Source organism: Rhizobacter sp. OV335 (genome assembly GCF_900142965.1).
Taxonomy (GTDB): Bacteria; Pseudomonadota; Gammaproteobacteria; order Burkholderiales; family Burkholderiaceae_C; genus Rhizobacter.
In genome coordinates this window covers 1-26,818 of sequence record NZ_FRCQ01000039.1, presented here as the reverse complement: position 1 = coordinate 26,818, position 26,818 = coordinate 1, and the positions used below count along the sequence as shown (strand labels likewise).

Here is a 26,818-nt window from a genome sequence, read left to right as displayed (position 1 = left end):
ACCGGAACCACAGGCAGGGCATGAAACCCATCTGGATCGTTGACGACGACCAATCCATCCGCTTCGTGCTGGAGAAGGCGCTGGCGCGTGAAGACCTCGCGGTGCGCAGCTTCACCAACCCGCGCGACGTGCTCCTCGCGCTCGAAGACGATGAACCCCAGGTTCTCGTATCCGACATCCGGATGCCGGGCGGCTCGGGCATCGAGCTGCTGAGCAAGGTCAAGGAGCGCCATCCGGGCCTGCCGGTCATCATCATGACGGCCTACTCCGACCTGGACAGCGCGGTCAGCGCGTTCCAGGGCGGTGCCTTCGAGTACCTGCCGAAGCCGTTCGACGTGCCGAAGGCCGTCGAGCTGATCCGCCGTGCGCTCGACGAGAGCATGCGCGAGGAGGTGCGCGACGAGCGCATGGCGCAGATGCCCGAGATGCTCGGCCAGGCGCCGGCGATGCAGGACGTGTTCCGCGCGATCGGGCGGCTGAGCCAGAGCGTGGTCACGGTGCTGATCACCGGCGAGTCGGGCTCGGGCAAGGAACTGGTCGCGCAGGCGCTGCACAAGCACAGCCCGCGCGCGAGCGGGCCGTTCGTCGCGATCAACACCGCGGCGATCCCGAAGGACCTGCTCGAGAGCGAGCTGTTCGGCCACGAGCGCGGTGCGTTCACCGGTGCGCAGACGACGCGGCGCGGGCGCTTCGAGCAGGCCGACGGCGGCACGCTGTTCCTCGACGAGATCGGCGACATGCCGTTCGACCTGCAGACGCGGCTGCTGCGCGTGCTGAGCGATGGGCAGTTCTACCGCGTCGGCGGGCACAACCCGCTGCGCAGCAACGTGCGCGTGATCGCGGCGACGCACCAGAACCTGGAAGAGCGGGTCAAGCTCGGTGCTTTCCGTGAGGACCTGTTTCACCGGCTGAACGTGATCCGGCTGCGCTTGCCGGCGCTGCGCGAGCGGCGCGAGGACGTGCCGTCGCTCGCGCGCTTCTTCCTGCAGAAGAGCGCGAAGGAACTGGGCGTCGAGGCCAAGCGCATCACCGAGGCGGCGCTGGCGCGGCTGATGCAGTTCGATTTCCCGGGCAACGTGCGGCAGCTGGAGAACATCTGCCACTGGCTGACGGTGATGGCACCGGCCCAGGTGGTCGAGGCCAAGGACCTGCCGCCGGAATTCCAGGGCGACCTGGTGGCGATTCCGTCACGCGTGCCGGTCGGCGAGCCGGCCGAGCTGCCGGCGTCAACGGTGGGTGCAGCGGCTCATGTGGCCGCGCCGGTGGCGGCACCGCTGCCCGATGCGGTGGCCGCGGTGGCGACCAGCACGCACTGGCTGGTCGACCTGGAGCGTGAATCGCGCGCGATGCTGCAGGCCGGGTTGCCGGAGGTGTGGGACACGCTGACACGCAAGTTCGAGGCGCAGCTGATCCACACCGCGCTCGAGATCACGCGCGGGCGGCGCATCGAAGCCGCGCAGAAGCTCGGCATCGGGCGCAACACCATCACCCGCAAGATCCAGGAACTCGGGCTCGACGATTGAGGCCGGCGGGCCCGGGTCCACGCCCGGGCTAGGCGGCCAGCAAGGCCGTCATCGACTGGCGGATCAGCGGATTGGGGCTCTCTTCGAGCGCCTGCGCGTGGGCGTGCCAGATGGGATCGCCCAGCAGGTAGTAGCACATCGCCTTCAGGTCCGGGCAGCAGCCTTCGGGCAAGGTGTCGATGTAGTGCATTGCGTCGAGGATCTCGCCGCGCTGGATGTGGATGAAGGCGCCGATGGCCAGGTACTCCGGCGCAACGTCGTCCATCGCCCGCAGCTGGAACCAGTGGCTGTGGGCCTGCTCGATCTGGCCCTGCAGCAACGCGTTCGTCATCGACGCAGTGATTTCGCGGATTTCCGCAGTGGTGTTGAGTGTCACGGTGGGGCACCTTCACGAAGGGTCACGAACAGCCATTGACCGAAGCCGGCCTCAAGAGCCTCGGGTGAGGCCGACTTCGAGGAAACACTCAGTCGTCGCCCCCACCGCCCTGCTTCAGCAGGCGTCCGAGGATGGCCTGGATGGCAGCGGCTTGCGGATCCTGGGCACCACCAGCGGCTTGCTGACCGCCCGGGCCTTGCTGAGCGAAGGCGGCGGCGTTCGCATTGCTCGCACCTTGTGCGCCGCCCGATTGGCCGCCGCTGAGCATCTTGTCGACGGCATGCCCGCCAAGCGACGAGGCGCCGCCGCCCAACAGCCCCAGGCCGCCGGTCTTCGCGGCCTCACGGCCCAGTCCGCCCGGGCCCATCAGCCCGCCGGCCTTGCCTGCGGGGGCCGCGCCGCCCGCAGCGTTGGCGCCACCTGCGGCACCGGCTCCGGCATTTCCACGAGATGCATTCACGCGCATAGGAACTCCTCAATGAAGCGTCACTGAAATTAGTTGACGGGTCCATTGTGCGAACGCCCCGGTGCGGCGCTGCCCTGCGAGGCGTTGCGGCGTGTGGAAAGCCGAAGCGTCAGGTCAGGGCGTGAGCTCGGCGATGACGGGCGCGTGGTCGCTGGGTCGCTCGTTCTTGCGCGTCGGCTTGTCGATCACGCACGCGGTGACCTGGCCCTTCAGCGCGTCGCTCACCAGGATGTGGTCGATGCGCAGCCCCTGGTTCTTGCGGAACGCGAGGTTGCGGTAGTCCCACCAGCTCCAGCTTTTCGGCGGCTGCTCGAACAGCCGGAACGAGTCGTGCAGCCCGAGCGACAGCAGGCCCTGGAAGTGCGCCCGCTCCTCGGGCGTGCACAGCACCTGCCCGGCCCACGCGACCGGGTCGTGAACGTCGCGGTCTTCGGGTGCGATGTTGTAGTCGCCCATCAGCACCAGGTGGGTGTGGCGCGTCAGCTCGTCGGCCAGCCAGGTGCGCAGCGCCGTCAGCCACTTCAGCTTGTACTGGAACTTGTCGCTCTCGACCGACTGCCCGTTCGGGATGTAGGCGCCGACGATGCGGATGCCGTTGACGGTGCCGGCGATCACGCGCGCCTGCTCGTCGTCGTGGCCGGGGATGTTCCTGACGATGTCGCTCGCCACCGCGCGCGACAGCAGCGCGACGCCGTTGTACGTCTTCTGCCCGAACCACTGCACCTGGTAGCCGGCGGCCTCAATCTCGGCGCTCGGGAACTTGTCGTCGGTGAGCTTGGTTTCCTGCAGCACGATCGCGTCGGGCTGGTGCAGCGCGAGCCAGTCGATCAGCTGCGGCAGGCGCACCGCGAGGGAGTTGACGTTCCAGGTGGCGAGTTTCACGGGCAAACCTTTCGGGCGGAGGCGCGCATCGTACGTCAGCGCAGCAGCGCCCAGGCCTCGTCGGCGATCGTGCGCTCCTCGTCGGTCGCGATCACGAACACCGCGATCCGGCTGCCGGGCCCGTCGATGCGCAGCGCATGGCGTGCGTTCGCGTCGGCGTCGAGCACGACACCGAGCCAGCCGAGCCGCTCGCACACGGCGGCGCGCAGCGCGGCATCGTGCTCGCCGATGCCGGCGGTGAACACCAGCGCGTCGAGCCCGCCGAGCGTGGTCGCCAGGCGCGCCGCTTCACCGGCACAGCGCAGCGCGAACAGCGCCAGCGCCTCGCGCGCGGCCGGCGCATCGCTTGCGCGCAGCGTGCGGGCATCGGCGCTGATCCCCGACACGCCGAGCAGCCCCGAGCGGTGGTACAGCAGGTCCTCGATCTCGTCGTGCGACAGGCCGCGCTGCTGCATCAGGTACAGCGGCACGCCGGCGTCGAGCGCGCCGCAGCGCGTGCCCATCGGCACGCCGTCGAGGGCCGAGAAGCCCATGCTGGTGTCGATGCTGCGGCCGGCCTGCAACCCGCACAGGCTGGCGCCGCTGCCCAGGTGCGCGACGACGACGCGCCCGTCGGCCGCCTGCGGCGCGAGCCGCGCGAGTTCGCGCGCGATGAAGGCATACGACAGCCCGTGGAAGCCGTAGCGCTGCACGCCCGCGTCGTGCAGCGCGCGCGGCAGCGCGAAGCGGCGGGCGAGCGGGTCCTGCGTCTGGTGGAACGCGGTGTCGAACGACGCCGTCTGCGCCAGCGCCGGCCGCAGCCGCCGCAGCGCCCGGACCAGGCGCAGGCTGTGCGGCTGGTGCAGCGGCGCGAGCGGCGTCAGCGCGTCGAGCGCGGCCAGCGCCGCGTCGTCGATGCGCACCGGGCCGCGGTGCTGCAGGCCGCCATGCACGACGCGGTGTCCGGCCGCGTGCAGGCCGGCCAGCACGCCGTCGCGCTCAAGCGCATCGAGCATCGCGTCGGCCACCTCGTGCAGCGACTCGGTCACCGGGGCCTGCAGCGGCAGGTCGGCATGGCGGCCTGCGCGGTCGAGCGACAGCGTGAGCGGCACCTGTTGCAGGTCGAGCCGGCCGCGGCCGACCGGTGACGGCCCGCCGTCGCCGAGCCGGAACAAGCCGAGCTTGATCGACGACGAGCCGGCGTTCAGCGTGAGCAGCAGGGGTTCCATCGCGACAGGCCTTCAGTGCGGGTATTGATCTGCAGCATAGTCCGCCGGTTCTGGTGGGCCCATCATCGGCGCCGCAAGGAGGATTCCCATGAACGACTCCGTCATGACGAGCGCCGAACATCCGGCCGGACCGCTGTCGCCCGAGCAGTTGCATCGCATCGATGCGTGGTGGCGTGCCGCCAACTATCTGTCGGTCGGGCAGATCTACCTGCGCGACAACCCGCTGCTCGACGAGCCGCTGGCGCTGGCCCACGTGAAGCCGCGCCTGCTCGGCCACTGGGGCACGACGCCCGGGCTGAACCTGCTGTACGCGCACCTGAACCGCGTGATCGCCGCGCACGACCTCGACATGATCTACGTGATCGGCCCGGGTCACGGCGGCCCCGGCCTGGTCGCCAGCGCCTGGCTCGAAGGCTCGTACACCGAGCGCTACCCCGCCATCACGCGCGACCGCGACGGCATGCGCCGGCTGTTCCGCCAGTTCTCGTGGCCGTACGGCATCCCGAGCCACGTGGCGCCGGAGACGCCGGGCTCCATCCATGAAGGCGGCGAACTCGGCTACTCGCTCGCGCATGCCTTCGGCGCCGCATTCGACAACCCCGGGCTGATCGTCGCCTGCGTGATCGGCGATGGCGAGGCCGAGACCGGGCCGCTCGCCGCGAGCTGGCATTCGAACAAGTTCCTGAGCCCCGCGACCGATGGCGCGGTGCTGCCGATCCTGCACCTGAACGGCTACAAGATCGCGAATCCGACGCTGCTCGCGCGCATCGGCCGCGACGAGCTCGAGCAGCTGATGCGCGGCTATGGCTACACGCCGCATTTCGTGACCGGCAGCGACCCGGCGCAGGTGCACCAGCAGCTCGCCGCGACGCTAGACCGCGTGGTGGCCGACATCCGCGCGATCCAGCAGCAGGCGCGCGCCGGCGGCCCCATCGAGCGACCGCGCTGGCCGATGATCGTGCTCGACACGCCGAAGGGCTGGACCGGCCCGAAGACCGTCGACGGCAAGCCGGTCGAAGGCACCTGGCGGGCGCACCAGGTGCCGCTGGCCGACGTGAAGACGCCCGAGCACCTCGCGCAGCTCGATGCCTGGCTGCGCAGCTACCGGCCGCACGAGCTGTTCGATGCCGACGGCCGGCTGCGCGACGAGCTGGCCGCGCTCGGCCCCGCCGGCGCGCGCCGCATGAGCGCGAACCCGCATGCCAACGGCGGCGAGCTGCTGCAGCCGCTCGCGATGCCGCCGTTCCGCGAGCATGCGGTCGCGGTGCCGCAGCCCGGCACGGCGCAGGTCGAATCGACCCGCGTGCTCGGCGAGTTCCTGCGCGAGCTGGTGCGGCGCAACCTCGCGGCGCGCAACTTCCGGCTGTTCGGCCCCGACGAGACCGCGTCGAACCGGCTCGACGCGGTGTACGAGGTCTCCGGCAAGCAATGGCTCGCGCGCATCGACGAGGTGGACCCGAACCTGAGCGCCGACGGCCGCGTGATGGAGGTGCTCAGCGAGCACCTGTGCGAAGGCTGGCTCGAGGGCTACCTGCTGACCGGCCGGCACGGGATGTTCTCGTGCTACGAGGCCTTCATCCACATCATCGACTCGATGTTCAACCAGCACGCCAAGTGGTTGAAGACCTGCCGGCAGATCCCGTGGCGGCAGCCGATCGCGTCGCTGAACTACCTGCTCACCTCGCACGTCTGGCGCCAGGACCACAACGGCTTCTCGCACCAGGACCCGGGCTTCATCGACCATGTCGCGAACAAGAAATCCGACGTGGTGCGCATCTACCTGCCGCCCGACGCGAACTGCCTGCTGTCGGTGGCCGACCACTGCCTGCGCAGCCGCAACTACGTCAACGTGATCGTCGCCGGCAAGCAGCCGGCCTGGCAGTGGCTCGATGTCGACGCGGCGACGCGGCACTGCCGCACCGGCCTGGGCACCTGGGAGTGGGCCGGCAGCGGCGGCGATCCGGAGGTGGTGATGGCCTGCGCCGGCGACGTGCCGACGTTGGAGACGCTGGCCGCCGTGACCTTGCTGCGCGACTACGTGCCCGACCTGCGCGTGCGCGTGGTCAACGTCGTCGACCTGCTGGCGCTGCAGCCGCCGGGGGAGCATCCGCACGGGCTGAGCGACGAGGCCTTCGACGCGATCTTCACCGCCGACCGGCCGGTGGTGTTCGCGTTCCACGGCTACCCCTCGCTGGTGCACAAGCTGACCTACCGGCGCCGCAACCACGCGAACATCCACGTGCGTGGCTATCAGGAGGAAGGCACGACGACGACGCCGTTCGACATGGTCGTGCTGAACCAGCTCGACCGCTACCAGCTGGCCTTCGACGCGATCCGCCGCGTGCCGCGGCTGGCGGACAGGGTGCCGGCCGAGGCCGAGCGGCTGAAGGCCACGCTGGCGCGCCACCGCGCCTGGGTGTGCGAGCACGGCGACGACCTGCCGGAGGTGAAGGACTGGCGCTGGTCGCCGCGCTGACAGCTTCGCATCGGCGCACGCCGTTGCGCTCGCCCGGCCGCCGCCGCGAGGCCGGGATGCCATCCTCCAGGCGATGACGATCCCCTCGCTTCGCGACGTTCCCGACAGCTTCGACACCGAGCGCCTGACGATCCGCTGCCCGCGCGCCGGCGAAGGCCCGCTGCTGCACGAGGCGGTCGTCGCGTCGCTCGATGCGCTGCGCGAGTTCCCGGCCTCGCTGCCGTGGGCGATGGCCGAACCGACCGTCGAGACCGCCGAGCAGTTCTGCCGAGAGGGCCGCGCGCATTTCATGATGCGTTCGATGATGCCGATGCTGCTGTTCCTGAAAGGCAGCGACACGCTGGTCGGTACCGGCAGCCTGCATGCCTTCGACTGGGCGGTGCCCAAGTGCGAGATCGGCTACTGGGCCCATTCGGCCTTCACCGGCCGTGGCCTCGTCACCGAGGCGGTGCAGGCCATCACCGAGCTGGCTTTCGGCATGCTCGGCATGCGCCGCATCGAGGCCTTGCCCGATGCCGGCAACACGGCCAGCTGGCGCGTCTGCGAGCGGGCCGGTTACCTGCTCGAAGGCACGCGCCGCAACGACCGCATCACGCCGGACGGTGTGTTGCGAGACTCAAGGGTCTACGCGTTGATTCGCTGAACGGGGCTGCCGCTTCGAAGCGGATGTCGCCGTGCTGCACGCACGACTGGTACTCGCGCACCGACAGCGTGGCCGACTGCCGGTCGCCGTCTGCGTGCCAGACCAGCTTGACCCACAGCGCGCCTTCGATGATCCAGCACACGCCCGGCGGCACCTGCCGCAGGCCTTCGTCGGTGAGCACCTCGATCCCTGCAATGACCATCCCTCGTTTCATCGCTACCTCCTGTGGTGGGTGCCTTCCGGGGTTCTTCGATCCCGGCGCAGCCTCACTGTAGGTTGGGCCTGTCGTGCCGACCGTGGGCAAGCTTCCGACGCGTTTGTAGGACATCGCCGCGACCTGCGGGCAGGCGCGTCGTTTGCTCCGGGCCGCCCCTTCAAACGGTGCAGCGCTGCGATACGATCCCGCGCGCTTTCGAGCTTCTCCGCATGCCATTGCGTGCTGTCTCCCCTTGAATCACAGGATCGCGCCGATGGCACCGCTTTCGATGAAGTTCGCCCCGGTCCGCAGTGCACGCAGCGGCCTGCCGCTGCCGCCGGGTCCGCTGATCGGCTTCGGCCTTGCGGTGCTGGCGGTGGTGCTGATCGCGTTCTTCTCGTACCGCTCGCTGCAGAGCCGCGCCAGCACCGCCGAGCTGGTGACGCACACGATCGAGATCGGCCAGCAGCTGCAGACGCTGCTGTCGGCGGTGAAGGACGCCGAGACCGGCCAGCGCGGCTTCCTGCTGACCGGCAACGAGATCTACCTCGATCCGTACACCACCGCGCGCGCCGCGTTGCCGGGCCTGGTCCAGCGGGTGCGCCAGCTGACCGCCGACAACCCGCGCCAGACGCAGCGCATCGACACGCTCGACCGGCTGGCCGTCGACAAGCTGGCCGAATTGGCCGAGACGATCGCGCTGCGCCGCGCCGGCAACGCGGAGCAGGCCCTTGCGCTGGTGCGGACCGACCGTGGTCGCGCGACGATGAACCGCATCCGCACCATCGTCGCCGACATGGACGACGAGGAGCGCGGCCTGCTGGCTGGGCGCCAGACCGATTGGCAGGAGGCGGTGAGCCTGTCGTCCAACATCACCTGGATCGGCTCGGCGCTGCTGCTGTTCCTGATCGCGGTGGCGATGGCGATGAGCTCGCGCGAGCACCTGGCGCGCGAGGCGCAGGCCTGGGTGCGCAGCGGGCAGATGGGCGTCGGCGAGCGCGTGCAGGGCGAGCACCGCCTCGATGCGCTGGGCGAGCGCGTGCTGTCGTACCTGGCGCAGTACATGGGGGCGCGCGTCGGTGCGCTCTACATCGCCGAGAGCGACGGCCGCTTCCGCCGCTTCGCCGCGCACGGGCTCGATGGCGGCACGGCGGCCGCCGAGCTGCGCCCCGGCGACGGCCTGCTCGGCCAGGTGCTGAAGGATGCGAAGCCGGTGCGCGTGACCGACGTGCCCGCCGGCTACCTGCCTGTGGCCTCGTCGCTCGGCCGTGCCGACCCGGCCGAGCTGCTGCTGGCGCCGGCCGTCATCGACGGGACGGTGCAGGCGGTCGTCGAACTCGGTTTCCTGCACCGCACGCGCGAGGCCGAGCAGGAGCTGCTGCTGCGTGTCTCCGAGGCGCTCGCGGTGGCGGTGCGCACCGCGAAGGACCGGACGCGCCTCGAAGAGCTGCTCGAGGAGACCCAGCGCCAGGCTGAGGAACTGCAGGCCCAGCAGGAAGAACTGCGCGTCAGCAACGAAGAGCTCGAAGAGCAGGGCCGCGTGCTGAAGGAATCGCAGGCCCAGCTCGAAGCCCAGCATGCCGAGATGGAGCAGACCAACGCCCAGCTCGAGGAGCAGACGCAGTTGCTGGAGCACCAGAAGGACAACCTCGCGGCGGCCCAGGTCACGCTGACCGGCAAGGCCGACGAGCTGGAGCGTGCCAACCAGTACAAGAGCGAGTTCCTGGCCAACATGAGCCACGAGCTGCGCACGCCGCTGAACTCGACGCTGATCCTCGCGAAGCTGCTCGCCGACAACAAGGAGGGCAACCTGAGCGCCGAGCAGGTCAAGTTCGCGCAGACCATCGCCGGGGCCGGCAACGACCTGCTGGCGCTGATCAACGACATCCTCGACCTGTCGAAGATCGAGGCCGGCAAGGTCGAGGTGCAGATCGAGCCGGTGCTGGTCAGCCGCCTGGTCGAGTCGTTGAACGGCAACTTCCAGCCGGCGGCGCAGCAGAAGGGCATCGTGTTCAGCTCCGAGATCGAGCCCGGCACGCCGCAGCGCATCGAGTCCGATGCGCAGCGCGTCGGGCAGATCCTGAACAACCTGCTGTCGAACGCGCTGAAGTTCACCGCGGCCGGCGAGGTGTCGCTGCGCATCGCACCGGACGGCGACGGCATGCTGTCGTTCGCCGTTCGCGACAGCGGCATCGGCATCGCCGAGCACCAGCAGGAGATCATCTTCGAGGCGTTCCGCCAGGCCGACGGCAGCACGCACCGCAAGTACGGCGGCACCGGGCTCGGGCTGTCGATCTCGCGCGACCTGGCGCGCTTGCTGGGCGGGGACATCACGGTGCGCAGCACGCCGGGAGAGGGCAGCGTGTTCACGTTGACGCTGCCGGTGGTCGGCGTGGCACGGGCCGCCGGCGACATGCAGACGCGACAGCCGGCGAGGCCGCAGGCCGAACCGGCGCCCCCGGAACCCCGGCCCGACTCCCAGCGCGAGCTGCCGATCCCGCGAAACATCCTGGCGCCGCTTCCGCTTGACGACGACCGCGACCAGCTCGCGCCCGGCAAGCGGCTGATCCTGGTCGTCGAGGACGACATGCGCTTCGCGGCGATCCTGCGCGACCTGATCCATGAATCCGGCTTCCAGTGCCTGCTCGCGCACACGGCCGGCGACGGCATCCGCGCGGCGCAGGAATTCCGCCCGAGCGCGATCCTGCTCGACATGAACCTGCCCGATCACTCGGGCCTGGGCGTGCTCGACCAGCTGAAGCACAGCGCGCAGACGCGCCACATCCCGGTGCACGTGATCTCGGTGGCCGACTACAGCCAGGAGGCCCTGCAGCGCGGCGCGGTCGGCTATGCGCTGAAGCCGGTCAAGCGCGACCAGCTGGTCGTGGCGCTGAAGCGCCTCGAGGCCAAGTTCATGCAGAGCGTGCGCCGCGTGCTGGTGGTGGAAGACGACGCGCGCCAGCGCGAGAGCATCCGCCACCTGCTCGGCGCCGACGACGTGCAGATCACCGACGTGGCGAACGCCGGCGAGGCGTTGGCCGCGCTGCAGTCCACCACCTTCGACTGCATGGTGATGGACCTGAACCTGCCCGACCTGAGCGGCTACGAGCTGCTCGAGAAGATGGCCGGCCAGGACGACGTGGCCTTCCCGCCGGTGATCGTCTACACCGGCCGCTCGCTGACGCGCGACGAGGAGCAGGGCCTGCGCCGCTTCTCGCGCTCGATCATCGTGAAGGACGCGCGCTCGCCGGAGCGGCTGCTCGACGAGGTGACGCTGTTCCTGCACCAGGTCGAATCGCACCTGCCGGCCGAGAGCCAGCGCATGCTGAAGGCCGCGCGCGACCGCGACGCGACGCTCGAGGGCCGGCGCATCCTGGTGGTCGAGGACGACGTGCGCAACATCTTCGCGCTGTCGAGCGTGCTGGAGCCGAAGGGCGTGAAGATCGAGATCGCGCGCAACGGCCGCGAGGCGCTGGAGGTGCTGGCGCGCATCGGCATCGGCCAGGGGCGGGTCGACCTGATGCTGATGGACATCATGATGCCGGAGATGGACGGCTTCACCGCAATGCGCGAGATCCGCAAGCGCGACGACTGGCGCAAGCTGCCGATCATCGCGCTGACCGCCAAGGCCATGAAGGACGACCAGGAAAAATGCCTGGCCGCCGGCGCCAACGACTACATCGCGAAGCCGCTCGATGTCGAGAAGCTGCTGTCGCTGGTGCGGGTGTGGATGCCGAAATGAAGACGGCGCCCGCGCGATCGGAGGTGGCTCCCGAGGGTTCGGGTGTCGACATCGAGCTGCGCCTGCTGATCGATGCGATCTACCTGAAGTACCACTACGACTTCCGCGGCTACGCGAACGCCTCGCTGAAGCGGCGGCTCGGCACCGCGATGACGCGCTTCGGCTGCCGCACGCTGAGCCAGCTGCAGGACAAGGTGCTGCACGAGCCGTCGACCTTCCCGGCGCTGCTCGACTACCTGACGGTGCAGGTCAGCGAGATGTTCCGCGACCCGTCGTACTTCAGGTCGCTGCGCGAGCAGGTGGTGCCGCTGTTGCGCACCTGGCCGTCGCTGAAGGTCTGGGTGGCCGGCTGCAGCGCCGGCGAAGAGGTGTATTCGCTCGCGATCCTGCTGCGCGAGGAAGGCCTGCTCGAGCGCACGCTGATCTACGCGACCGACATCAACGCGCATGCGCTGCAGCGCGCCGAGGCCGGCGTGTACGAGCTGGACCGCATCGCCGGCTTCTCCGCCAACCACCAGCGCAGCGGGGCGCGCGGCTCGCTGTCGGATTTCTACACCGCGGCCTACGGGCGCGCGGTGTTCGACAAGTCGCTGAAGAAGCACATCGTCTTCTCCGACCACAGCCTGGCCACCGACAGCGTGTTCGCCGAGGTGCAGCTGGTGTCGTGCCGCAACGTGCTGATCTACTTCAACCGCGAGCTGCAGGACCGCGCGCTCGGGCTGTTCCGCGAGGCGCTGTGCCGGCAGGGCTTCCTCGGGCTCGGCTCGAAGGAGTCGCTGCGCTTCTCGAGCCATGCCGATGCGTTCGGCGAGGTGGTGCGCGACGACCGGATCTTCCAGAAGCGGGGGGAGGCATGACCGCTTCGGTGACGGACCTCGGGCGCCCGGTCGATGCGGTGGTGATCGGAACGTCGGCCGGTGGCGTCGAGGCGCTGCTGGCGCTGCTGCCGGCGCTGCCGGCCACGCTGCGCGCGGCGGTGCTGGTCGTGATCCACCTGCCGCGCGAGCGCCCGAGCCTGCTGGTGGAGATCTTCGCGCCGCGCTGCGCGCGCCCGGTGCGCGAGGCGCAGGACAAGGAACCGGTCGAGCCGGGCTGCGTGTACTTCGCGCCGCCCGACTACCACCTGCTGGTGGATCGGGTGGACGAGGGGCCGTGCCTCGCGCTGTCGGCCGATCCGCTGGTCAATTTTTCGCGGCCGTCGATCGACGTGCTGTTCGAGTCGGCGGCTGACGTGTACGGGCCGCGGCTGCTGGGCATCGTGCTGACCGGCGGCAACCAGGACGGCGCGGCCGGGCTGGCCGCGGTGGCGCGTGGTGGCGGGCTGACGGCGGTGCAGCAGCCCGACACGGCGGCGGTGTCGTGGATGCCGGCCGCGGCGCTGAAGGCGCTGAAGACGGGGGTGCCTGATCATCTGTTGCCGCTCGACGGTCTGGCCGCGCTGTTGCGCGGGTTGTAGAGAAAGGATGCAACGCATGCTTGCACCGGTGAAATGCCTGCTGGTCGATGACCTGGACGAGAACCTGCTGGCGCTGTCTGCGCTGTTGCGCGGCGAGGGCGTCGAGCTGCTGCAGGCGCGCTCGGGCGCGCAGGCGCTGGAGCTGCTGCTGGTGCACGACGTGGCGCTCGCGCTGCTCGACGTGCAGATGCCCGAGATGGACGGCTTCCAGCTGGCCGAGCTGATGCGCGGCAGCGAGCGCACGCGCCATGTGCCGATCATCTTCGTGACGGCCGGCGGGCGCGACCAGCAGCGCATCTTCAAGGGCTACGAGAGCGGGGCGGTCGATTTCCTGTTCAAGCCGATCGAGGCGCACATCCTGCGCAACAAGGCGGAGGTGTTCTTCCAGCTGTACCGGCAGAAGCAGCAGCTGGCGCACGAGCTGCGCGAGCGCACCGAGACGCTGCGCCTGAACGAGATGTTCGTCGCGATGCTGGGCCACGACCTGCGCAACCCGCTGAACGCGATCCTGACATCGGCCACGCTGCTGCAGCGGCGCGCGGCCGACGAGATCACCGGCCAGACCGCCGGCCGCATCCTGCAGGGTGGGCGGCGCATGAGCGCGATGATCGAGAACATGCTCGACCTGGCGCGCGGCCGGCTGGCCGGCGGCATCGCGGTGCAGCGCGGGCCGGCCGACCTGGGGGCCATCGTCGAGCGGGTGCTGCAGGAGCTGCAGGCGGCAGTGCCCGAGGCGCGCGTCGTCGTCCGGCGCAGTGGCGACCTGGCGGGTGAGTGGGATGCCGAGCGGCTGTCGCAGGTGGTCGCGAACCTGGTCGGCAACGCGTTGCAGCATGGCGCGCCGGGCGAGGTGGTCGAGCTGGTGCTCGACGGCGACGACCCGGCTGAACTGACGCTGGTGATCGTCAACGAGGGCTGCATCGCGGCGGAGTTGCTGCCGTCGCTGTTCGACCCGTTTCGCAGTGGCGAGCGCCCGCGCGGGCGCAACGAGGGGCTGGGCCTGGGGCTCTACATCGTGCGGCAGATCGTGCTGGCGCACGGCGGGCGCGTCGACGTGGAGCCGTGCGGCGAGGGCAGGCGCACGATGTTCACGGTGCAGTTGCCGCGCCGGAACCCGAACTCCCGATCGGGCCCTTCGACAGGCTCTCAAGAAACAGCACACTCCCGTTCGCCCTGAGCAGCGACCGAGCTTGTCGAGGGCGCGTCCGTCGAAGGGTTGCGTCCGAAGCGGGGCAGGCCTTCGACGGGCTCAGGATGATCGGGCCCTTCGACAGGCTCAGGGCGAACGGGGTTTCTTTGCAACTGCCGGGTCCCTTCGAGGACCTCTTGGGCTCAGGGCGAACGGTTTGTTGTCGGCCGAAGGCTCAGTCCACCAGCGTCGCCTCAAGCGAGATATCGGCCTTCAACAGCTTCGACACCGGACAACCCGCCTTGGCTTTCGCCGCCAGCTCCTGGAACGTCGCGTTGTCCGCCCCCGGCACCTTGGCCGCGAGCGTCAGGTGAACCGCGCTGATCGCGAAGCCACCTTCGACTTGCTCCAGCGTGACCTTGGCCGTGGTGTCCATCTTCTCGGCGCGCAGCTTGGCTTCACCAAGGATCAGCGACAAGGCCATCGTGAAACAGGCGGCGTGCGCCGCGCCGAGCAGTTCCTCGGGGTTGCTGCCGGGCATGCCCTCGAAGCGGCTGGCGAAGCCGTAGGGGTAGTCTTTCAGCGCGCCGCTCTCGGTCGAGATCGAGCCCTTGCCGTCCTTGATGCCGCCCGACCATTGGGCCGAGCCCTTGCGGTTGATCTTCATGCTGCTCTCCTGGAAGTGGAGGGCGCAGCGTAGCGCTTCGGGCCCGACCCTGCCACCTCAGTGGGGCATCAGTAGTGCAGCCAGGCGGCGATGCCCAGTCCGAGGCCGAGCACGCTCATCACGTACACCGCGTACTCCGTCCAGCGCCGCTTCGTCAGCAGTGCGATCGCCGCCATCGCGATCGAGATCGACAGCGCGGTGGTGGCCTGCGCCCAGCGGTGGTGCTGGTGCATCTGCTCCTCGCTCTGCTTGTCGAAGGCGGTCGATTCGTCTTCCAGCTTCTTGGCCGCCGTCATGATCTCGGCCTTCTCGGTCTTGTAGCGCTTGATCTCCTCGGCGTAGAACGCGCGCCGGCCCTCGGGCGCCAGCTCGACCGCCAGCTCGGCCAGGTTCTGCTTGCTGCTCTTGGCCTGGTAGTAGTTCCACTGGTTCGACGCCTCGGTCTTGCGGATCGCGGCATCGTTCTTGAAGAGCCCGGCGTTGGCCTGCGTCGCGCCGCCCATGTACGAGAAGATCGCGCCGACCGTCGCGAGGATCGCGGTGATCACCGCCAGCTGGCCGGCGTGGCCGTCGGGGTCGTGCTGGGCCGCGTGCTCCAGCTCGTGGTCGTGCGGGCCGTGGACGTGGAAACCGTGTTCGGACATGTCATCCTCCTCGTGTTGTCAAAGCTTGCGTGTGTAGGTGACCCAGCGGTAGCGCAGGCCTTCCGGGCTGGTCTGGAAATCGCCGGGCTCGGCGCTGAACTGCGCGCGGTCCCAGTCGGGGAAAAAAACGTCGGCGTCGAAGTCGGCGTCGAGCTCGGTCAGCACCAGCTCGTCGACCCGCGGCAGCGCCTCGCGGTAGATCTCGGCGCCGCCGATCACGAAGGCCTTCGGGACGTCGCCGGCCAGCGCGATCGCCTCGTCCAGCGATCCGGCGCGCTCGGCGCCGTCGGCCTGCCAGCCCGGCTGGCGCGTGATCACGATGTTGCGGCGGCCCGGCAGCGGCCGGCCGATCGAATCCCAGGTCTTGCGGCCCATCAGCACCGGGGCGCCGAGCGTGGTGCGCTTGAAGAACTTCAGGTCTTCGGAGATGTGGCAGAGCAGGGCGTTGCCCTTGCCGATGGCGCCGTTGCGGGCGACGGCGGCGATCAGGCTGATCAGCGGTCGAGAGCGTGTCATGGGCGCGATTGTCGCCGCGGCCGGTGGCGCCCCGATATCAGGCCGGCATCGCGGCGTCACGTCCATTCGTCAGGTGCTGCTGCATCAGCTGCTGCACCTTCGTGCCGTCGCGCGCCTTCAGCGCCGCCATGATCCTGCGGTGCTCCTTCAGCGACGCGTCGAGCCGGCCCTGCTTGAACAGCGAGTGGTGCCGGTTCAGCTTCATCACCTTGCGCAGGTCGGTGACCAGCTGATGGCGCCAGCGGTTGTCGGCGATCTCCAGCAGCCGCATGTGGAACTGCTCGTTCGCGCGGAAGAACGCGTCGCGGTCGGCCACGCTGTCTTCGAGCGCCTGGTGCAGCGCCTGCAGCTCGGCCAGCTGCGCGTCGCTCGCCAGCGTGGCGGCCGCCGCGGCGGCATCGCTCTCGAGCAGCGCCAGCAGGTGGAACACCTCGGCCAGGTCGCGCTCGGAGACCTCGGTGACGTAGGCGCCGCGGCGCAGCTTCATCGTCACCAGCCCCTCGGCGGCCAGCACCTTCAGCGCCTCGCGCAGCGGCGTGCGGCTGATGCCGTACTCGGCCGTCAGGGCTTGCTCGTCGATCCAGCTGCCGGGCGCCAGCGTGTGGGCCATGATGCGCGCACGCAGGCGCTCGGCGACCTGCACGTAGAGCGCCTGGGTGGCCGGCAGCGTGGCGCTGCGGGCGAGGGGAGCCGCCTTGGCGGTGGAGACCTTGGACATATAATTCAATTTTGAATTATGGATGACGCCTGCCGGGTCGTCCAGCGGAGCAGGCCCATGTCTGACCAGAAAAAACCGGATGCGAAAGACGCGGTGTCGGGTGCGTTGTTGAATTCCGATGCGCTGCCCGCGTGGCAGAAGGCGGCCGCGAAATCCGCGCCGGGCGGGAATGTCGACGCGCTCGACTGGGTCACGCCCGAGGGCATCCGCGTGAAGCCGCTGTACACCGCCGCCGACACCCGCGAGCTGCGCTACACCGACACGCTGCCCGGCTTCGCGCCGTTCGTGCGCGGCCCGCAGGCGACGATGTACGCGGTGCGGCCGTGGACGATCCGCCAGTACGCCGGTTTCTCGACCGCCGAGGCCTCGAACGCGTTCTACCGCAAGGCCCTCGATGCCGGCGCGCAGGGCGTCAGCGTGGCGTTCGACCTCGCCACCCACCGCGGCTACGACAGCGACCACCCGCGCGTGACCGGCGACGTCGGCAAGGCGGGCGTCGCGATCGACAGCGTCGAGGACATGAAGATCCTGTTCGACGGCATCCCGCTCGACAAGGTGTCGGTGTCGATGACGATGAACGGCGCGGTGCTGCCGGTGCTGGCCGGCTACGTGGTGGCGGCCGAAGAGCAGGGCGTGCCGCAGGACCAGCTGAGCGGGACCATCCAGAACGACATCCTCAAGGAGTTCATGGTCCGCAACACCTACATCTTCCCGCCCGAGCCGAGCATGCGGGTGATCGGCGACATCATCGCGTACACCGCGAAGCAGATGCCGAAGTTCAACTCGATCAGCATCAGCGGCTACCACATGCAGGAAGCCGGCGCGAACCAGGCGCTGGAGCTGGCCTTCACGCTGGCCGACGGCAAGGAGTACGTGAAGACGGCGCTGGCCAAGGGGCTGGACGTCGACGAGTTCGCCGGGCGGCTCAGCTTCTTCTGGGCGGTCGGGATGAACTTCTACCTCGAGGTGGCCAAGATGCGCGCGGCGCGGCTGCTGTGGTGGCGGATCATGAGCGGCTTCGGCGCGAAGAACCCGAAGAGCCTGATGCTGCGCACCCACTGCCAGACCTCGGGCTGGAGCCTGACCGAGCAGGACCCGTACAACAACGTGGTGCGCACGACGGTCGAGGCGATGGCCGCGGTGTTCGGCGGCACGCAGAGCCTGCACACCAATGCGCTCGACGAAGCGATCGCGTTGCCGACCGACTTCAGCGCGCGCATCGCGCGCAACACGCAGCTGATCATCCAGGAAGAGACGCACATCACCAGCGTGGTCGACCCGTGGGCCGGCAGCTACATGATGGAGAAGCTGACGCAGGACATGGCGGACGCCGCCTGGACGTTGATCGAGGAAGTGGATGCGATGGGCGGCATGGTGAAGGCCGTCGACAGCGGCTGGGCCAAGCTGAAGATCGAGGCGAGCGCGGCCGAGAAGCAGGCGCGCATCGACTCCGGCCGCGACGTGATCGTCGGCGTCAACAAATACAAGCTGAAGCAGGAAGACCCGATCGACATCCTCGACATCGACAACCATGCGGTGCGCGAGAACCAGCTGAAGCGGCTCGCACAGGTGCGCGCGGCGCGCGATGCCGCGGCGGTCGAGCGGGCGCTGGCGGCACTCACCGAGTGCGCCCAGTCGGGGCAGGGCAACCTGCTGGCCTTGTCGATCGACGCGGTGCGTGCGCGCGCCACGGTGGGCGAGGTCAGCGATGCGCTGGAGAAGGTGTGGGGGCGCCACCGCGCCGATACGCAAAAGGTGACCGGTGTGTATGCAGCTGCCTACGACAGTGCCGAGGGCTGGGCCCAGCTCCAGCAGGAGATCGCCGAGTTCGCGCAGGCGCAGGGCCGGCGTCCGCGCGTGATGATCGCCAAGCTCGGGCAGGACGGGCATGACCGCGGCGCGAAGGTGGTGGCGACCGCGTTCGCCGACCTGGGCTTCGACGTCGACATGGGGCCGTTGTTCCAGACGGCCGAGGAGTGCGCGCGGCAGGCGATCGAGAACGACGTGCACGCGGTGGGCGTCAGCACGCTGGCGGCGGGCCACAAGACGCTGGTGCCGGCGATCATCGAATCGCTGAAGGCGCAGGGCGCGGACGACATCATCGTGTTCGTCGGCGGCGTGATCCCACGACAGGACTACGAGTTTCTCTACGAGGCGGGCGTGAAGGGCATCTACGGGCCGGGCACGCCGATCCCGGCGAGCGCGAAGGACGTTCTCGAACAGATCCGCAAGGCGATTGAAGGCTGAGCTCGGGGAATTCGTGAAGCCGTTCTTCGTCTACATGCTGCGCTGCGCGGATGGCAGCTTCTATGTCGGGCATACCGACGAACTGGAGCTGCGTGTTGCGCAGCATCAGGCCGGGGAGTTGCCGGGATACACGCACGAGCGGCGACCGGTGGAACTGGTGTGGGCGCAGGAGATGGCGACGCGCGAGGAGGCCTTGGTCGGGGAACTTCGGGTGAAGGGGTGGAGCCGGGCAAAGAAGCAGGCGCTGATTGAGGGGGATTGGGACAAGGTCTCCGTGCTGGCCCGCTCCCGCACTTCCGCTTCCTCCTCCGTTCGCCCTGAGCCTGTCGAAGGGGTGGTGCCAGGTGAGGCAAGGCTTCGACAAGCTCAGCCCGAACGGGGTATGGCTCAGCCAGAACAGGGTGCGGCTCAGCCCGACCCGTCGACAAGCTCAGGGCGAACGGGGGAAAGAGCCGTTCGCCCTGAGCCTGTCGAAGGGCCTGCCGGCAATGACACAGCGTTGATCGAAGGCATCCTCGCCCACCAGCGCCGCGCCATCGCCAAATCCATCACCCTGCTCGAATCCACCCGCCCCGACCACCGCCTGCGCGCCGACGCGCTGCTGAACACGCTGCTGCCCCACACCGGCCGCGCGCTGCGCCTGGGCATCTCCGGCGTGCCCGGGGTCGGCAAGTCGACCTTCATCGAGGCCTTCGGGCTGCACCTGATCGCGCAAGGCCACCGCGTCGCGGTGCTGACGGTCGACCCGTCGTCCACCGTCTCCGGCGGCTCGATCCTCGGCGACAAGACGCGCATGGAGCAGCTGTCCGTCAACGACGCCGCGTACATCCGCCCGAGCCCGTCGTCCGGCACGCTCGGCGGCGTGGCCGAGAAGACGCGCGAGGCGATGCTGGTCTGCGAGGCGGCCGGCCACGACGTCGTGCTGGTCGAGACCGTCGGCGTCGGCCAGAGCGAAACCGCGGTCGCCAGCATGACCGACATGTTCGTGCTGCTGCAGCTGCCCAATGCCGGCGACGACCTGCAGGCCATCAAGAAGGGCGTGATGGAGCTCGCCGACCTCGTCGTCATCAACAAGGCCGACCTCGATCCGGTGGCCGCGACCCGCGCCGAGGCCCAGATCACCAGCGCCTTGCAGGTGTTCAGCTTCCACGGCCGCCCCGACCACGTGCCACCGGCGCGCGTGATGCAGATCAGCGCGCTCAAGGTGCAGGGCATCACCGAATTCTGGCAACGCGTGCAGCAGTTCGCCGACGAGCGCCGCGCGAGCGGCGAGTTCGCGCGCCGCCGCGAGCGCCAGGCGCAGTCCTGGATGTGGGACTTGATCCACGCCCGGCTGCACGCCGACTTCAAGCACCATCCGCGCGTGCGCGCTGCGCTGGCCGATGTCACGCGCGACGTTGCGGCCGCGCGCATCGCCCCGTCATCGGCCGCACACACGCTGCTGCGCCTCTTTGCATCCGACGAACTACCCGGAGTGAGCTGACATGCACGACATCCTCGAACAACTCGAAGCCAAGCGCGCGCTCGCGCGACTCGGCGGTGGCGAGAAACGCATCGCCGCGCAGCACGGCAAGGGCAAGCTGACCGCGCGCGAGCGCATCGAGCTGCTGCTCGACGAAGGCACCTTCGAAGAATGGGACATGTTCGTCGAGCACCGCTGCCACGACTTCGGCATGGCCGACAACAAGATCCCCGGCGATGGCGTCGTCACCGGCTACGGGATGATCAACGGCCGCCTCGTGTTCGTCTTCAGCCAGGACTTCACGGTGTTCGGCGGCGCGCTCAGCGAAGCCCATGCCGAGAAGATCTGCAAGGTGATGGACCAGGCGATGAAGGTCGGCGCGCCGGTGATCGGGCTCAACGATTCCGGCGGCGCGCGCATCCAGGAAGGCGTGGCCTCGCTCGGTGGCTATGCCGAAGTCTTCCAGCGCAACGTGATGGCCTCGGGCGTGGTGCCGCAGATCAGCATGATCATGGGCCCCTGTGCTGGAGGAGCTGTCTATTCCCCGGCGATGACCGACTTCATCTTCATGGTGAAGGACAGCTCGTACATGTTCGTCACCGGCCCCGAGGTCGTGAAGACCGTGACGCATGAAGAAGTGACGGCCGAGGAGCTGGGCGGCGCCGCCACCCACACCAGCCGCAGCGGCGTCGCCGACCTGGCGTTCGAGAACGACGTCGACGCGCTCGCGATGCTGCGCCGCCTCTACAACTACCTGCCGCTGAACAACCGCGAGAAGGCGCCGGTGCGGCCGAGCAACGACCCGGCCGAGCGCATCGACTTGTCGCTCGACACGCTGGTGCCCGACAACCCGAACAAGCCCTACGACATGAAGGAGCTGATCGTGAAGACCGCCGACGACGGCGACTTCTTCGAGCTGCAGCCGGAGTACGCGAAGAACATCATCATCGGCTTCTGCCGCATGGAAGGCCAGACGGTCGGCGTCGTCGCGAACCAGCCGCTGGTGCTGGCCGGCTGCCTGGACATCAAGAGCAGCATCAAGGCGGCGCGCTTCGTGCGCTTCTGCGATGCGTTCAACATCCCGGTCGTCACCTTCGTCGACGTGCCGGGCTTCATGCCGGGCACCAGCCAGGAGTACGGCGGCATCATCAAGCACGGCGCCAAGCTGCTGTACGCGTATGCCGAGTGCACGGTGCCGAAGATCACCGTGATCACGCGCAAGGCCTATGGCGGCGCCTACGACGTGATGAGCTCGAAGCACCTGCGCGGCGACGTCAACTTCGCATGGCCGAACGCCGAGATCGCGGTGATGGGCGCGAAGGGCGCGGTCGAGATCATCTTCCGCGAGGAGAAGAGCGACCCGGCGAAGCTCGCGGCGCGCGAGGCCGAGTACAAGGCCAAGTTCGCGAACCCGTTCGTGGCCGGCGCGCGCGGCTTCATCGACGACGTGATCCAGCCGCACGAGACGCGCCGGCGCATCTGCCGCTCGCTGGTGATGCTGCGCAACAAGAAGATCGAGAACCCGTGGCGCAAGCACGGCAACATCCCGCTGTGAGGAGCGCCCCGATGTTTACCAAGATCCTGATCGCCAACCGCGGCGAGATCGCCTGCCGCGTGATCCACACCGCGAAGAAGATGGGCATCCAGACGGTGGCGGTGTATTCCGATGCCGACCGCGACGCGCGCCACGTCGAGCTCGCCGATGAAGCGGTGCACATCGGCGCGGCCGCATCGCGCGAGTCGTACCTGGTGATGGACAAGATCATCGCGGCCTGCAAGCAGACCGGCGCGCAGGCGGTGCACCCGGGCTACGGCTTCCTCAGCGAGAACGAGGAGTTCGCGCGCCGCGTCGAGGAAGAAGGCATCGTCTTCATCGGCCCGAAGCATGCGTCGATCGCCGCGATGGGCGACAAGATCGCGTCGAAGAAGCTGGCGGCTGCCGCGAAGGTGAACACCATCCCCGGCCACAACGCCGCGATCGACACCGCGCAGCATGCGGTCGAGATCGCGAAGGGCATCGGCTACCCGGTGATGATCAAGGCGAGCGCCGGCGGTGGCGGCAAGGGCCTGCGGGTCGCGTTCAACGACAAGGAGGCCTTCGAAGGCTTCACCGCCTGCCAGAACGAGGCCCGCAACAGCTTCGGCGACGACCGCGTGTTCATCGAGAAATTCGTCGAGGAGCCGCGCCACATCGAGATCCAGGTGCTGGGCGATGCGCACGGCAACACGGTCTACCTGTGGGAGCGCGAGTGCTCGATCCAGCGCCGCCACCAGAAGGTGATCGAGGAGGCGCCCAGCCCCTTCCTCGATGAGAAAACCCGCCAGGCGATGGGCGCGCAGGCCGTGGCGCTCGCGAAGGCGGTGGACTACCAGTCGGCCGGCACGGTGGAGTTCGTGGTCGGCAAGGACAAGAGCTTCTACTTCCTCGAGATGAACACCCGGCTGCAGGTGGAACACCCGGTGACCGAGGGCATCACCGGGCTCGACCTGGTGGAGCTGATGATCCGCGTGGCGGCCGGCGAGAAGCTGCCGTTCACGCAAGCCGGGATCAAGCGCGACGGCTGGGCGATGGAGTGCCGCATCAACGCCGAAGACCCGTTCCGCAACTTCCTGCCGTCGACCGGCCGGCTGGTGCGCTACCAGCCGCCGGCGCAGCAGAGCGGCGTGCGCGTGGACACCGGCGTCTACGAGGGCGGCGAGATCCCGATGTTCTACGACTCGATGATCGCGAAGCTGATCGTGCACGGCAGCGACCGCGCCGACGCGATCGCGAAGATGCGCGAGGCGCTGAACGGCTTCGCGATTCGCGGCATCAGCTCGAACATTCCGTTCCAGGCGGCGCTGCTGGCGCATCCGAAATTCGTCGCCGGCGACTTCAACACCGGCTTCATCGCCGAGCACTTCCCGAAGGGCTTCTCGGCCGAGCTCGTGACGCCGGCCGACCCGTTGTTCCTGCGCGCGCTGGCGGCGGTGGCGAACCGGCAGCACCTGGAGCGCGCCGCCGGCATCAGCGGACAGATGCCGGGGCATGAGTTCCAGGTCGGCGAGGAGTTCGTCGTCGTCGTGCCGCTGGGCGAGGGGCGCAGCGAGCGCACCGCGCTGACGGTGCGGCCGCAAGGGGGCAGCTACGAGGTGCGGGTGGGCGAGGCGCGCTACCTGATCGAGTTCGATTCGAACCTGCGCGACCTGGTGATCCGCGGGCATTGCAACGGCCGGCCGTTCTGCGCGCAGATCGAGCGGCTGGGCCTGGCGTACCGGGTGTCGCACGATGGCGCGCAGATCGACGCGCGGGTGCTGGCGCCTCGCGTGGCCGAGCTGCAGATGCTGATGCCGTTCAAGGCACCGCCGGACCTGTCGAAGTTCTTGCTGTCGCCGATGCCGGGGCTGCTGGTCGACGTGGCGGTCACGCCGGGCCAGCAGGTGCGCGCCGGCGAGCGGCTCGCGACGATCGAGGCGATGAAGATGGAGAACATCCTGGTGGCCACGCAGGACGGTGTCGTGGCCGAGGTGTCTGCGGCCAAGGGCGAGAGCCTGGCGGTCGACCAGGTGATCATCCGGTTTCAGTGAGGTGCGGGCAGGGCTTCGACAGGCTCAGCCCGAACGGAAAATCCCCGTTCGCCCTGAGCTTGTCGAAGGGCCGCACTGAGCCTGCCGAAGTGCCGTATACGACCAGGAAATCACGATGAACATGCGTCCCTTCAAGGTGCTCGGCATCCAGCAGGTCGCCATCGGCGGCCCCAGCAAGGACCGCCTGCGCACGCTCTGGGTCGACAAGCTCGGCCTCGAGGTCACCGGCAACTTCGTCAGCGAACGCGAGAACGTCGATGAAGACATCTGCGCGATGGGCCGCGGCGCGTTCAAGGTCGAGGTCGACCTGATGCAGCCGCTCGACCCCGACAAGAAGCCCGCCGTCCACACCACGCCGCTGAACCACATCGGCCTGTGGATCGACGACCTGCCGCGCGCCGTCGAATGGCTCACCGCGAACGGCGTGCGCTTCGCCCCGGGCGGCATCCGCAAGGGCGCGGCCGGCCACGACATCTGCTTCGTGCACCCGAAGAGCAACGAGGAGTTCCCGGTCGCGGGCGAGGGCGTGCTGATCGAGCTGGTGCAGGCGCCGCCGGAGATCGTCGCCGCACTCGGTTAGACGAATGTCCCCTGGTCGAACGGCCGGGGCTGCCTATATTTCGACCACTCCCCGCAGTCCAGGAGACGGTCATGGCAAGTCGGCAGAAGGCGCTCGGGTTCGGGCGGATCGCGATGGCGGCAGGCTTGATGGGCGGGGCGCTTGCGCCCGCGGCACGGGCCGTGACCTTCCCACCCACCTGGTGCGACATCGCGGGCCGCGCGCAATCCAACTTCGCGCGCATGAACCTCGCGGAGCAGCAGAAGTTCGAGACCAGCCGCAACGACTTCCGTTTCCGGCTCGTGCAGTACGACACCCAGGCCACCGGCCCGACCGTGCCGCCCGCGCTGCCCAATGCCGCGCAGGCCTACCAGCAATGCATCGACGGCCTCGATTCGCTCGGGCAACCGGCACTCGACCCGAGCGGCGCCGCCTACGGCGCGGCCAAGGTGCTCTTCGAGGCGACGAGCTTCACCCGACCGGCCTGGATCACCGCGGCGCTCGCGCACCCGGAGATCCAGTTCCTGGTGTACCGCGGCGCGGCACCGGCCACGCTGTTTCCGCAGAACAATGCCCACTGGTACCTGCCGCAGGAATACCGGGCCTGGTACGCGAAGGGCGTGGTGGCGGGGCTCGCGACGCAGTCGAACACCGTCGGGCTGCTGATGAACTTCGACGGACCGGCCACCGGCCAGGCCGCGCCGGTGCAGGACGCCACCAATGCCAACGCCTTCCTGCTCGGCGCCCGCTCGGTGAATCCGGCCGTGCAGGTGGTCACCGTTGCCAACCAGACTTTCGCCGCCACGGTGCAGCCGCCCAACAACCCGTGGCCGGGCTTCAGCAGCAGCACGCCGTGGGCGATCCCGGCCTACCTGAACTGCCGGGCCACCGAGCAGACGCCGGCCGGCCCGCTCACCGGCCAGGACATCTTCGACCCGTCGAAGAACCCCGATGCCAGCGCCGACCCGGTGACGAACCGGTTGCGCAACGGCCCGCCGATCGATTGCCTGGCCATCGACAAGCTGATGGCCGCCTGGCCCGCGATCGACGTGCTGGCGGGCATCCGGGCGAGCTTCCTGCCGCAGGTCTACGCGCTGACCGCCAGCGGCAACCCGCACCCGCCGCTGTTCATCGAAAGCGCGATGAGCGACACGATGGCGGCCGGCGACATCGACGGCTTCCTCGGCGATCCGCGCGTGCTGACCGCGTCGGTGTTCGATTTCCAGGCCTTCCTGCACCAGGCGGCCGATCGCTTCCTCGGCGGGCAGCTGGCAAGCGACCCGGTGCAGCAGGTGCTGCCGCAGCGGATCCCCGGCTATTCGCACGGCGTCTCAGGCATCGACATCGCGCGGCTGAGCCACCTGCTCAACGCGGTGCAGCGCGCGCGCATCAGGGCGAACACGATCGGGGTCTTGCTGGGGGTGCACGACCCGCTGTGCGGCGCCCAGGCGATGCAGTACCTGGGAGCCGGTGGCGGCGCCGGCTACAGCTTCGATGCCGGCGGCTGCATGGACACGAACGAGCGCTACGCCGGCATCGCGGGGGCGGCCAATCCTGCACCGCTCGCGCCGCAGTTCGCCGCGCACCTGCGCTGCATCCCGGTCGCAGCCGCCGACCCCGTCACGCAGTACCCGTGGCGCTGCGCGCCTTGAGCCGCTGCTTGCCGCCGCTTCAGAACGCGTGGCGAATGCCTGCGGTGAACTCGGTGATGTCACGATCGTCGGCGGTCGTCAGGCCAGCCGGGACGGCGCTGGCCCAGCGGTTGCCGTAGCCGTCACCCTCGTTCTTGAAGCGGGTCACCGCGCTGTACAGCGCGGTGCGCTTCGACAGGTCGTACTGGTAGCCGACGCCGAAGGCCTTGGTGGTGCCTTCGTTGACGTTCTTCGCCTTGTTCTCGACGAACTGCGCACGCACCGTGTTCGCGCCGAAGCGGTAGTCGCCGCCGACCCAGAAGCCCTGGCCGTCGGCGTCCACCGCGCTGCGGTCGTTCACCGCGATCACGCCGGCGGTGCCGTGCCAGTCGCCGTAGGTGTAGCCGACCGCGCCCGAGGTCGTGCGCACGTCCTGCGACGTCAGGTCCTGCTTGTCGTCGACGAACGAGACCATCGCGTCGAAGCCGTAGCCGCTGTAGCGGGCATAGATGTCGGCGACGCGCTGGTCGTTGGTGGCGCCGGTGGTTTCACCGAAGCCCCACAGTGCACCGGCCTTGAAGCCGGCGAAGGTGGGCGACTCGTACTTGACCGAGTTGTTGATGCGGGCCGGGCCGCCGTTGCCGGTGGCGCTGTAGGTGGTGCCGCCGCGCACCGGCTCGTAGCCGCCGAAGCCGCCGATCACGGCGGTG

The 26,818-nt window shown here is 69.1% G+C and carries 23 protein-coding genes and 1 pseudogene; 14 read left to right on the top strand and 10 right to left on the bottom strand.

The features are described 5' to 3' along the window. The first annotated feature begins 20 nt into the window (after positions 1-20). Complete coding sequence (ntrC, locus tag BUE42_RS28280; protein WP_073468624.1) at positions 21-1,523, top strand: nitrogen regulation protein NR(I); 1,503 nt, start codon at positions 21-23, stop codon at positions 1,521-1,523. 28 nt (positions 1,524-1,551) lie between these two features. Here the strand turns inward: ntrC and BUE42_RS28275 are convergent, their stop codons facing one another. The 4 genes from BUE42_RS28275 to BUE42_RS28260 form a co-directional block, all read right to left on the bottom strand. Further along, on the bottom strand, positions 1,552-1,899 hold the full coding sequence (locus tag BUE42_RS28275; protein ID WP_143171818.1) for an HrpB1 family type III secretion system apparatus protein: 348 nt from the start codon (positions 1,897-1,899) through the stop codon (positions 1,552-1,554). Positions 1,900-1,987: 88 nt separating this feature from the next. Continuing rightward, positions 1,988-2,359 (bottom strand): hypothetical protein, encoded by a 372-nt coding sequence (locus BUE42_RS28270; RefSeq protein WP_143171817.1) that lies wholly within the window; start codon positions 2,357-2,359, stop codon positions 1,988-1,990. Between the two features lie 120 nt (positions 2,360-2,479). Further along, positions 2,480-3,247, bottom strand: a complete 768-nt coding sequence (gene xth / locus BUE42_RS28265) for an exodeoxyribonuclease III (protein WP_073468621.1) — start codon at positions 3,245-3,247, stop codon at positions 2,480-2,482. A gap of 35 nt (positions 3,248-3,282) precedes the next feature. After that, complete coding sequence (locus BUE42_RS28260; RefSeq protein ID WP_073468620.1) at positions 3,283-4,455, bottom strand: acetate/propionate family kinase; 1,173 nt, start codon at positions 4,453-4,455, stop codon at positions 3,283-3,285. A gap of 88 nt (positions 4,456-4,543) precedes the next feature. On the opposite strand from BUE42_RS28260, the gene BUE42_RS28255 reads away from it, so the two are divergent. Continuing rightward, a complete protein-coding gene (locus BUE42_RS28255; RefSeq protein WP_369823015.1) occupies positions 4,544-6,931 on the top strand; it encodes a phosphoketolase family protein in 2,388 nt (795 codons plus the stop codon). Positions 6,932-7,004: 73 nt separating this feature from the next. Continuing rightward, complete coding sequence (locus tag BUE42_RS28250) at positions 7,005-7,574, top strand: GNAT family N-acetyltransferase (protein ID WP_073468619.1); 570 nt, start codon at positions 7,005-7,007, stop codon at positions 7,572-7,574. On the opposite strand, the gene BUE42_RS28245 is transcribed toward BUE42_RS28250, so the two are convergent. Further along, the gene (locus BUE42_RS28245) at positions 7,522-7,788 is read right to left on the bottom strand and encodes a hypothetical protein (protein ID WP_143171816.1); all 267 of its coding nucleotides are present in this window, start codon (positions 7,786-7,788) and stop codon (positions 7,522-7,524) included. The two genes, BUE42_RS28250 and BUE42_RS28245, sit on opposite strands and share 53 nt — an antisense overlap. Positions 7,789-8,044: 256 nt before the next feature. On the opposite strand from BUE42_RS28245, the gene BUE42_RS28240 reads away from it, so the two are divergent. Genes BUE42_RS28240 through BUE42_RS28225 form a run of 4 tightly spaced genes read left to right on the top strand, consistent with a single transcriptional unit; the run spans position 8,045 to position 14,145 of the window. Continuing rightward, the gene (locus BUE42_RS28240) at positions 8,045-11,512 is read left to right on the top strand and encodes a response regulator (protein ID WP_143171815.1); all 3,468 of its coding nucleotides are present in this window, start codon (positions 8,045-8,047) and stop codon (positions 11,510-11,512) included. Beyond that, positions 11,509-12,369, top strand: coding sequence for a CheR family methyltransferase (locus BUE42_RS28235; protein WP_073468617.1), 861 nt, complete (start codon positions 11,509-11,511; stop codon positions 12,367-12,369). The genes BUE42_RS28240 and BUE42_RS28235 overlap by 4 nt, the downstream gene beginning before the upstream one ends. Then, positions 12,366-12,968 (top strand): chemotaxis protein CheB, encoded by a 603-nt coding sequence (locus tag BUE42_RS28230; protein WP_073468616.1) that lies wholly within the window; start codon positions 12,366-12,368, stop codon positions 12,966-12,968. The genes BUE42_RS28235 and BUE42_RS28230 overlap by 4 nt, the downstream gene beginning before the upstream one ends. A 16-nt stretch (positions 12,969-12,984) precedes the next feature. Beyond that, on the top strand, positions 12,985-14,145 hold the full coding sequence (locus tag BUE42_RS28225) for a hybrid sensor histidine kinase/response regulator (RefSeq protein ID WP_083614698.1): 1,161 nt from the start codon (positions 12,985-12,987) through the stop codon (positions 14,143-14,145). Between the two features lie 187 nt (positions 14,146-14,332). Here BUE42_RS28225 and BUE42_RS28220 read toward each other — a convergent pair whose 3' ends face one another. The 4 genes from BUE42_RS28220 to BUE42_RS28205 all read right to left on the bottom strand — a co-directional run bounded on the left by BUE42_RS28220 (position 14,333) and on the right by BUE42_RS28205 (position 16,642). Beyond that, the gene (locus BUE42_RS28220; protein WP_073468614.1) at positions 14,333-14,764 is read right to left on the bottom strand and encodes an OsmC family protein; all 432 of its coding nucleotides are present in this window, start codon (positions 14,762-14,764) and stop codon (positions 14,333-14,335) included. Positions 14,765-14,832: 68 nt separating this feature from the next. Next, a complete protein-coding gene (locus tag BUE42_RS28215) occupies positions 14,833-15,408 on the bottom strand; it encodes a DUF4337 domain-containing protein (protein ID WP_073468613.1) in 576 nt (191 codons plus the stop codon). An 18-nt stretch (positions 15,409-15,426) separates the two neighbouring features. Beyond that, positions 15,427-15,924 (bottom strand): dihydrofolate reductase, encoded by a 498-nt coding sequence (locus BUE42_RS28210; RefSeq protein ID WP_073468612.1) that lies wholly within the window; start codon positions 15,922-15,924, stop codon positions 15,427-15,429. 37 nt (positions 15,925-15,961) lie between these two features. After that, the gene (locus BUE42_RS28205) at positions 15,962-16,642 is read right to left on the bottom strand and encodes a GntR family transcriptional regulator (protein ID WP_083614688.1); all 681 of its coding nucleotides are present in this window, start codon (positions 16,640-16,642) and stop codon (positions 15,962-15,964) included. 57 nt (positions 16,643-16,699) lie between these two features. On the opposite strand from BUE42_RS28205, the gene scpA reads away from it, so the two are divergent. The 7 genes and pseudogenes from scpA to BUE42_RS28170 all read left to right on the top strand — a co-directional run bounded on the left by scpA (position 16,700) and on the right by BUE42_RS28170 (position 26,129). Further along, positions 16,700-18,889: a methylmalonyl-CoA mutase gene (scpA, locus tag BUE42_RS28200; protein ID WP_073468611.1), complete on the top strand. Its 2,190-nt coding sequence runs from the start codon at positions 16,700-16,702 to the stop codon at positions 18,887-18,889. 34 nt (positions 18,890-18,923) lie between these two features. Further along, positions 18,924-19,115: pseudogene (locus BUE42_RS33975) on the top strand (GIY-YIG nuclease family protein); the annotation flags it as partial. A 273-nt stretch (positions 19,116-19,388) separates the two neighbouring features. Further along, a complete protein-coding gene (meaB, locus tag BUE42_RS28190; protein WP_073468643.1) occupies positions 19,389-20,372 on the top strand; it encodes a methylmalonyl Co-A mutase-associated GTPase MeaB in 984 nt (327 codons plus the stop codon). Between the two features lies 1 nt (position 20,373). After that, entirely contained in the window at positions 20,374-21,906 is a 1,533-nt protein-coding gene (locus tag BUE42_RS28185; protein WP_073468610.1) for an acyl-CoA carboxylase subunit beta, read from the top strand. Between the two features lie 11 nt (positions 21,907-21,917). Beyond that, positions 21,918-23,918: an acetyl-CoA carboxylase biotin carboxylase subunit gene (gene accC / locus BUE42_RS28180; protein ID WP_073468609.1), complete on the top strand. Its 2,001-nt coding sequence runs from the start codon at positions 21,918-21,920 to the stop codon at positions 23,916-23,918. A gap of 115 nt (positions 23,919-24,033) precedes the next feature. Further along, entirely contained in the window at positions 24,034-24,498 is a 465-nt protein-coding gene (locus tag BUE42_RS28175; protein WP_073468608.1) for a VOC family protein, read from the top strand. 71 nt (positions 24,499-24,569) lie between these two features. Then, positions 24,570-26,129 carry a type 1 periplasmic-binding domain-containing protein gene (locus tag BUE42_RS28170; RefSeq protein WP_073468607.1) on the top strand — a complete coding sequence of 520 codons (1,560 nt, stop codon included), beginning with the start codon at positions 24,570-24,572 and terminating at the stop codon, positions 26,127-26,129. Between the two features lie 19 nt (positions 26,130-26,148). On the opposite strand, the gene BUE42_RS28165 is transcribed toward BUE42_RS28170, so the two are convergent. Beyond that, a partial coding sequence (locus tag BUE42_RS28165) for a porin (protein ID WP_143171813.1) occupies positions 26,149-26,818 on the bottom strand: 670 nt, incomplete at its 5' end.

What these genes read in the sequence shown, in the direction of transcription:
- accC (WP_073468609.1), top strand. Translation starts at nt 21,918, where the DNA reads ATGTTTACCAAGATCCTGATCGCCAACCGCGGCGAGATCGCCTGCCGC.
- BUE42_RS28235 (WP_073468617.1), top strand. Translation starts at nt 11,509, where the DNA reads ATGAAGACGGCGCCCGCGCGATCGGAGGTGGCTCCCGAGGGTTCGGGT.
- scpA (WP_073468611.1), top strand. Translation starts at nt 16,700, where the DNA reads ATGTCTGACCAGAAAAAACCGGATGCGAAAGACGCGGTGTCGGGTGCG.
- BUE42_RS28205 (WP_083614688.1), bottom strand. Translation starts at nt 16,642, where the DNA reads ATGTCCAAGGTCTCCACCGCCAAGGCGGCTCCCCTCGCCCGCAGCGCC.
- BUE42_RS28230 (WP_073468616.1), top strand. Translation starts at nt 12,366, where the DNA reads ATGACCGCTTCGGTGACGGACCTCGGGCGCCCGGTCGATGCGGTGGTG.
- BUE42_RS28240 (WP_143171815.1), top strand. Translation starts at nt 8,045, where the DNA reads ATGGCACCGCTTTCGATGAAGTTCGCCCCGGTCCGCAGTGCACGCAGC.
- BUE42_RS28245 (WP_143171816.1), bottom strand. Translation starts at nt 7,788, where the DNA reads ATGAAACGAGGGATGGTCATTGCAGGGATCGAGGTGCTCACCGACGAA.
- ntrC (WP_073468624.1), top strand. Translation starts at nt 21, where the DNA reads ATGAAACCCATCTGGATCGTTGACGACGACCAATCCATCCGCTTCGTG.
- BUE42_RS28220 (WP_073468614.1), bottom strand. Translation starts at nt 14,764, where the DNA reads ATGAAGATCAACCGCAAGGGCTCGGCCCAATGGTCGGGCGGCATCAAG.
- BUE42_RS28210 (WP_073468612.1), bottom strand. Translation starts at nt 15,924, where the DNA reads ATGACACGCTCTCGACCGCTGATCAGCCTGATCGCCGCCGTCGCCCGC.
- BUE42_RS28215 (WP_073468613.1), bottom strand. Translation starts at nt 15,408, where the DNA reads ATGTCCGAACACGGTTTCCACGTCCACGGCCCGCACGACCACGAGCTG.
- BUE42_RS28255 (WP_369823015.1), top strand. Translation starts at nt 4,544, where the DNA reads ATGAACGACTCCGTCATGACGAGCGCCGAACATCCGGCCGGACCGCTG.
- BUE42_RS28260 (WP_073468620.1), bottom strand. Translation starts at nt 4,455, where the DNA reads ATGGAACCCCTGCTGCTCACGCTGAACGCCGGCTCGTCGTCGATCAAG.
- BUE42_RS28185 (WP_073468610.1), top strand. Translation starts at nt 20,374, where the DNA reads ATGCACGACATCCTCGAACAACTCGAAGCCAAGCGCGCGCTCGCGCGA.
- BUE42_RS28175 (WP_073468608.1), top strand. Translation starts at nt 24,034, where the DNA reads ATGAACATGCGTCCCTTCAAGGTGCTCGGCATCCAGCAGGTCGCCATC.
- BUE42_RS28170 (WP_073468607.1), top strand. Translation starts at nt 24,570, where the DNA reads ATGGCAAGTCGGCAGAAGGCGCTCGGGTTCGGGCGGATCGCGATGGCG.
- BUE42_RS28225 (WP_083614698.1), top strand. Translation starts at nt 12,985, where the DNA reads ATGCTTGCACCGGTGAAATGCCTGCTGGTCGATGACCTGGACGAGAAC.
- BUE42_RS28250 (WP_073468619.1), top strand. Translation starts at nt 7,005, where the DNA reads ATGACGATCCCCTCGCTTCGCGACGTTCCCGACAGCTTCGACACCGAG.